Source organism: Tabrizicola sp., from assembly GCF_034366665.1.
Lineage (GTDB): Bacteria > Pseudomonadota > Alphaproteobacteria > Rhodobacterales > Rhodobacteraceae > Tabrizicola.
In genome coordinates this window covers 1-6,273 of record NZ_JAXMMF010000104.1, presented here as the reverse complement: position 1 = coordinate 6,273, position 6,273 = coordinate 1, and the positions used below count along the sequence as shown (strand labels likewise).

General features: G+C 66.7%; 5 protein-coding genes. 3 read left to right on the top strand and 2 right to left on the bottom strand.

Annotated elements, in window-relative coordinates; genetic code table 11:
- Nucleotides 1–140 precede the first annotated feature (140 nt).
- Nucleotides 141–551 carry a hypothetical protein gene (locus tag U1E69_RS14150; RefSeq protein ID WP_322245015.1) on the top strand — a complete coding sequence of 137 codons (411 nt, stop codon included), beginning with the start codon at nucleotides 141–143 and terminating at the stop codon, nucleotides 549–551.
- 12 nt (nucleotides 552–563) lie between these two features.
- Here U1E69_RS14150 and U1E69_RS14145 read toward each other — a convergent pair whose 3' ends face one another.
- On the bottom strand, nucleotides 564–1,712 hold the full coding sequence (locus U1E69_RS14145; protein WP_322245014.1) for a Gfo/Idh/MocA family oxidoreductase: 1,149 nt from the start codon (nucleotides 1,710–1,712) through the stop codon (nucleotides 564–566).
- A 137-nt stretch (nucleotides 1,713–1,849) separates the two neighbouring features.
- Between U1E69_RS14145 and U1E69_RS14140 the strand changes: the two genes are divergently transcribed.
- Complete coding sequence (locus U1E69_RS14140; RefSeq protein WP_322245013.1) at nucleotides 1,850–2,674, top strand: sugar phosphate isomerase/epimerase; 825 nt, start codon at nucleotides 1,850–1,852, stop codon at nucleotides 2,672–2,674.
- A gap of 138 nt (nucleotides 2,675–2,812) precedes the next feature.
- On the opposite strand, the gene torT is transcribed toward U1E69_RS14140, so the two are convergent.
- Complete coding sequence (torT, locus tag U1E69_RS14135) at nucleotides 2,813–3,889, bottom strand: TMAO reductase system periplasmic protein TorT (RefSeq protein ID WP_322245012.1); 1,077 nt, start codon at nucleotides 3,887–3,889, stop codon at nucleotides 2,813–2,815.
- A gap of 60 nt (nucleotides 3,890–3,949) precedes the next feature.
- On the opposite strand from torT, the gene U1E69_RS14130 reads away from it, so the two are divergent.
- Nucleotides 3,950–6,273 (top strand): ATP-binding protein (locus U1E69_RS14130; RefSeq protein ID WP_322245011.1); only part of this gene is annotated, 2,324 nt, incomplete at its 3' end.

The following is a 6,273-nucleotide window of genomic DNA, read 5'->3' as shown; positions in this document are numbered from 1 at the left end:
CGATCCACGGCGCTTGAGCGCCTTGTTATACGCGGGCCAGTTCAGGGTCTTGTAAGTCGGAGTGTTCGGTCTGCTCATGACCTCCAGCTATCACGCTGGATTCACAAGATGAATCCCTGACAGGATTTGTGCAACAGAGCTTGCTGGCCACCACAGCGATGAACATCGACCAGTATCTGATGCACCGGCAGGGGCTGGACGTCCACATGATCGGCGGGCGGGTGTTTGCCAGCACGGCAAGCACCATTGTCGCCGATTTTGACAAGGCGGTCGGCGGGCTGGTGGCGCATCAGGCCTTTCTCAGCGCCCACGCCATCGACGCGGCCTTCGACGTCGTGGATGTGAACGAGGATATCGCCCGCACCAAACGCAATCTGGTGCGGATGGCGCGCCGGGTGATCCTGCTGGCCGATTCCAGCAAGTGGGATATCGGGGCCGCATCCAAGGCGTTTTCGGTCTCACGGGTGGACATGGTCATCACCGACAGTGACATGCCGCAGCCCATCCGAAGCCGTCTGGATCGGCTGGGGGTAGAGGTACGCTACGTCTGACGCGGCGTAACCCTAAGCCAGCAGACGACGTGCCTCATCCTCGCCAAGTTCGGCGGGCTGCGCTGTCGTGCCGCCAACATACTGCGCGACGCCGGTTTCGCCCGCGCGAAGGATCGCCTCCATCACCTCCAGCACATGCAGCGCCAGTTGGCCCGAGGCGCGGGGCGCCCGCCCGGTCTGCAGCGCCCGCGCCAGGTCTGCCAGGCCCAGCATCCGGTAGTTCGCCCGGTCCGGAGCCATCACCGGCCAGTTCACCGCGCCGTAAAGCAGCCCGGCCGTATCGGTTTCCTGCCAGTCCTGCCCGCCGTCAGATACCGCCAGCACGCCGCCGAAGGTGTCTGGGTCGGGCAACCGCAATGACCCTTTCGTGCCATGCAACTCGATCGGGTGGTTGGAATGGCGGAACACATCCCAGGACGCGCCAAAGGTCACCGTCGCTCCGCAGGCAAACTGCAGCAGGGACAGCACGGTTGTCGGTGTGCCGACTGCAAAGCGCGTGCCCTGCTTTGGCCCCGGCGCCGTGATCAGCCGCTCTGCCTGACCGCTGGTTGCCACCGCCTGCACCCGTCGCACCGGGCCCATCAGGTTGACCATCATCGTCAGGTAATAGGGGCCCATGTCCAGCACCGGACCCGCACCCGGCTGATAGTAGAAGGCCGGGTCGGGGTGCCAATGCTCCATCCCACGGCCCAGCATGAAGGCAGTGCCGGTGACGGGGGTGCCGATGGTGCCATCTTCCATCAACCGCCGCGCCCGCCGTCCGGCCGCCCCCATGAACGTGTCGGGGGCCGAGCCGATCAGCAGCCCGCGCCGATCCGCATCGGCCACCAGCGCGCGGCCCAGATCAGCCGTTACTGCCAGAGGCTTTTCGGTGAAGACGTGTTTGCCCGCCGCCAGAGCCTGCATCGAGACATCATAATGCGCAGCCGGAATCGTCAGGTTCAGGACAAGGTCGATTTCCGGGTCGGACATGAGGCCGTCCACATCCAACGCGCGCAGACCGTATTCGTCCGCCCGCCGCACCGCCGCCTGCGGGTTCAGATCGGCGCAGGCGGTGATCCTGACCCCGGAAAACAGCGGCGCATTGCGCATGTAGGCGACCGAGATACTGCCGCAGCCGACCACACCGATCCGCAGAGCTGAGCCGTCGCCCTTAGCCATTCTTCCACCCTCCCGATTGATGTCGCCCGCTTGTGGTAGCGAATCCCGTTGCTGCAAGCGACCGTTTAATCCTAGCCTTTGCCCAAGACCTTCATCCGCCCCGGCCTCGCGCAGACCCAACCAGACAAGGACAGACCATGGCCCCGCTGCAGATGCGTTTTGCCTGCCAGACCTTCACATGGGAAATGCTCGGCCCCGCATGGACCGGTGGACCCGATGATCTGGTGCAGGCCATCGCCGCAGGTGGTTATTCCGGTATCGAGATCACCAATACGATGATCGGCGCCTATGGCACCCGGCCGAATGAATTTGTCCGGCGCCTGTCGGATGCCGGGCTGACGCTGGTGTCCTTTGCCTTCGGGACTGATAGCGGATTTACCGAGCCGCCGCAGATCGGGGCTGACCTTGATGCTGCGCGTCGCTGGGTTGATTTCGCGGCGCATTTTCCCGGCGCGCTGGTGTCGATGGGGTCGGCCACGGTGATGTCCCCCGGCAACCGCGCCGACAAGTTCGCGGTCGCGGCCGAGGTCTACAACCGCGCTGCCGAGATCGGCCGTCTGGCGGGCGTCACTGTGGCGGTTCACCCTTCGTCCCATCATGATACGCTCTTGTTCAGTCGTGCCGACTATGACGCCGTTTTCAGCCTTCTGGACCCGCAGGTGGGCTGGGTGCCCGATACCGGCCATATCTTGCGCGGCGGGCAGGTCATGGCGGACACGCTGTCCGCCTTTCGCGACCGCATTCGCTCTGTCCACCTCAAGGACGTCGATGCGGAGGGCAACTGGGCGATGCTGGGACAAGGTGTGTGCGATGTGCCCACGGTCTTGGCCACCGTGGCCAAAGCGCCAAACTTCAACGGCTGGGTCGTCGTCGAAGAGGAATCCGAAACCGCCGCCACTGACCCGGCCGCTGCCGTCATGGCCAACCGGGCTTTCCTGCGCACGCTGACCCAATCAGAGTAGGCGCGCCCGTCTCCGGGACCGGTCAGCCTGAACCCGAGGGACGCAGCTTTCCCAGAAAAGGTAAGGCGAGGTCGGTCGCCATCCTTGAACCACGGCGTAGGTCTTCAGAACCAGCGCGCGGGAGTTTTCGATTTGTCCCTAAGGGCTTGCCTTTGCGGCCGGACCTGCTTCAAGCGAAAAGACCGGCACGAAACTGGCGGGCGCGAGTGAGCCTTCGATCACCGCGACGCCCGCAGTTTCGGGTTTCACGGTCCAGACCGGCGGGCCGGCATGGTAGGTCGTCAGGCGATCTTCCAGCGCGCGGACGGCCATCTCGATGGACAGCCGACCCTGCAGGACGGGCGAGTCGGTCGGTGCCGCCAGAATGCGCCCGCGCACGACGCCCCGGTAGACCGCGTGGCTGAGATAGGTCGAGACCACCTTGACCTTCCCCTCCAGGCCCCGGGCACGCAGGATCGGGACGGCGGCCTCGGCCATCGGTCCGCTGCCGACAAGGTAGTCGATGTCGGGCATCGCCTCGAGCACTTCCTCGACCAGAAGGACCTGTTCCTCGGTGCCTGTATCGCCGAAGCGGGTCATCACGATTTCGGCGGAACTGTCGGCAAGGGCGGCGCGGAAACCGGCCTCGACGAAGATGACCCAGCCTGCACCTTGCGGGCCGGGAAACCAGGCGATGCGGGCGGGCGGGCTGCCCTTGGGGTGACGCTCGGCAATGAAGCGCCCGGCGGCGGCGCCCATCTCGGTCCAGGGGACGCTGGCCTTGGCGGTGATGCCGCTGTCGTCAATGTCGTTGACCGTGGCAATCACGGGTTTCAGCCGGGAGATCCGTTCCACTTCGGCTGTGAGCCCGGCATAGGAGACGGAGCCAAGGATCACCGCGTCGAATTCGTCGCTGGCGCAGCCCTTCAACTGGTCGATCTGGCGCGAAAGGTTGGGGTAGCCCCCGGCCTCGTACACGTCGAAGGCGACGCCCAGGCGGCGGGCCTCTTCGACCATGCCGTAGTTGACCGACAGCCAGTAGGCGTCCTTGAGATGCGGGTAAAGGACGCAAAACCGCCAGGGCCGGGCGGCGTGGCTCAGCGGCGTATAGGTCAGCGGGACGGCGGCGCTGCTGTCGTCGAAGGGGACGGCGCGGGCCTCAAGCTGCCAGACCTCGGCTTTGGCCCCGCCTGCAACGGCTGCCATCAGGATCGCCGCCGCAACGGCCTTGTGCATCGCATCTCCCCTTTCGCGGATTCGGTGTTAGCCTGCATCCGCAAACCTTTGGGGGAAGCCTTGCGGAACTTCGGCTTCAAGTCGAGTCTTGGCGGACGGCTGCTGCTGGCGATCGGGCTTATCGTCGGCTTTCCTGCCGCCACCGGCGTGCTGGGGTGGTTCGAGCTGAAGGATGTCGCCGCGAACCAGTCGCGGGTGGTGACCGAGGCGATCCCGGCGATCTCCGAAGTCCGCGGCGTGGCCGAAGAGACAAGCCGCGTTGTCGCCGTCGCGCCGGAACTGGCGGCGGTCACGGACGAGGCGCTGCGGGCCGAGCGGGCGGCGTTCCTGTTCGACCAGGCCAACGCGCTGCGGGCGCGGCTTTTGCGGCAGGAGGGGTTGCCCGATGATGCCCTGGCCAATGCACTGGCGGCCGAGGCGGGCCTGCGGCAGGCGCTGACCACCATCGACCGGCTGGTGCGGCAGCGGATCAGCCTGATCGCCCGGCGCGATGCGCAGCTGGAGGCGGGGCTGGCAGCGGCCGTGGAGCTGACCGAAATCGCCGACACGCTGGTCGCCAATGCCGAGATGGGGGCCTCGGCGGTGATCTCCAGCCTTTACGGGATGGATGGGACCGATACGGCGGACCCCGAGATCCGGCTGGACACGCTGGACAAGCTGATCGAGGTCGATCTGTTCCAGATGGGCCTGATGTTCGAGCTGCGCTCGCATGCCTCCGAGGTCGGGCTTTTGTTGAACCGGGTCGCCGGGGTGCAGTCGCAGGCCGAGTTGCAGGGGCTGCGGGACGAGCTGGCGGCGCGGGTCCGGGTGATCTCGCGGCGGCTGGAGTCGGTGCAGGACCCCCGGCGTGCAGACCGGGTCCGGGTGCTTTTGCGGGTGATCGGAGCTGTGCCGACCGCACCGCCCGAGACGGCGGCGATCTTCGAGAACGCAAGTCAGGTGCTGGCCGTGACCGAGCGGATCTCCCGGACCGAAACCGAGCTGCGTCGGGCGGCGCTGGAACTGGAGACGGCGGCCTCGGCGCTGGCTGACCGGATCGAGGCCAATGCGGTGACGGCGGGTCAGTCGGCCGAACAGGCGATCCTAGCGACCCAGCGGCTGTATGCCTTCTCGGCGATGCTGGCGCTGGTGCTGTCGCTGGGCGTCCTGTGGTTCTATGTCCGGGGCAACCTGATCCGGCGGCTGGATGCGCTGTCGGTGCGGATGACGGGGCTGGCCGAGGGGGACCTGGGCGACGAGATCCCCCGGTCCGGCACCGATGAGATCGCGCAGATGGAGGGCGCCGTGGAGGTCTTCCGCAAGCAGGCCATCGCCAACCGCGAACTTGCGGCGGAACGCGAGCGGCATCTGGAGGAGCTGCGCCGCCACCGCAGCGAACTGCAGGAACTGGTGGACGAGCAGACCGAGACGCTGCGCGGCGAGGTGGCGGCGCATGACGCGGCGCGCGACCGGGCCGAGGCGGCGGACCGGGCGAAGTCGGAATTCCTGGCGATGATGAGCCACGAGATCAGGACTCCGATGAACGGGGTTCTGGGCATGCTGCGCAATCTGCCTCGTGACGGGTTGACGCGGGTGCAGGTGGCGCGGCTGGAGGCGGCACTGGCGTCGGGCAAGGGGTTGATGGGGCTTCTCAACAGCATCCTCGACTATTCCAAGCTGGAGCAGGGCCAGACCGCGGCCGAGACGGTGGACTTCGACCTGGCCGAGGCCTTGGGGGACATCGTGCTTCTGATGGCACCGATGGCCGAGGAGAAAGGGCTACGGCTGGAGACAGAGTTGCCGCAGACCGTCCTGCCGCCGCTTCGGGGAGACATGGGCAAACTGCGGCAGATCCTGTTCAACCTGGTGTCGAACGCGGTGAAGTTCACCGACGCGGGGGAAGTGCGCATCGCGGTGGCGCTGGCCGGTCCGTCCGACACCGACCCTTTGCGCCTGCGCTTCACGGTCAGCGATACGGGGCGGGGGATCGCGCCGGACGCGCTGGAGCGGATCTTTGACGCCTTCCAGCAGGAAGACCCGCAGACCGTTCGGACCTATGGCGGCACCGGGCTTGGGCTGACGATCTCGCGCCGGTTGGCCGCGCTGATGGGCGGTGTCCTGACCGTCGCCAGCCAGCGCGGGCAGGGCGCGACCTTCACTCTGCACGTGCCCTTTGCGCGGGGTGCAACCCGGTCGGCACTGCGGATGGCCCTGGCACCATCCCTGCCGCCGCTCCGCGTGCTGGTGGTCGAGGATCACCCGGTCAACCAGGAGGTCGCGCTGGGTTTTCTGCAGGGGCTGGGTCACCGTCCAGAAATCGCCGCGACCGGCGAAGCCGCGCTGGAGATGCTGGCGGAGGGTGGCTTTGATGCGGTGCTGATGGACGTGAACCTGCCGGGCATTTC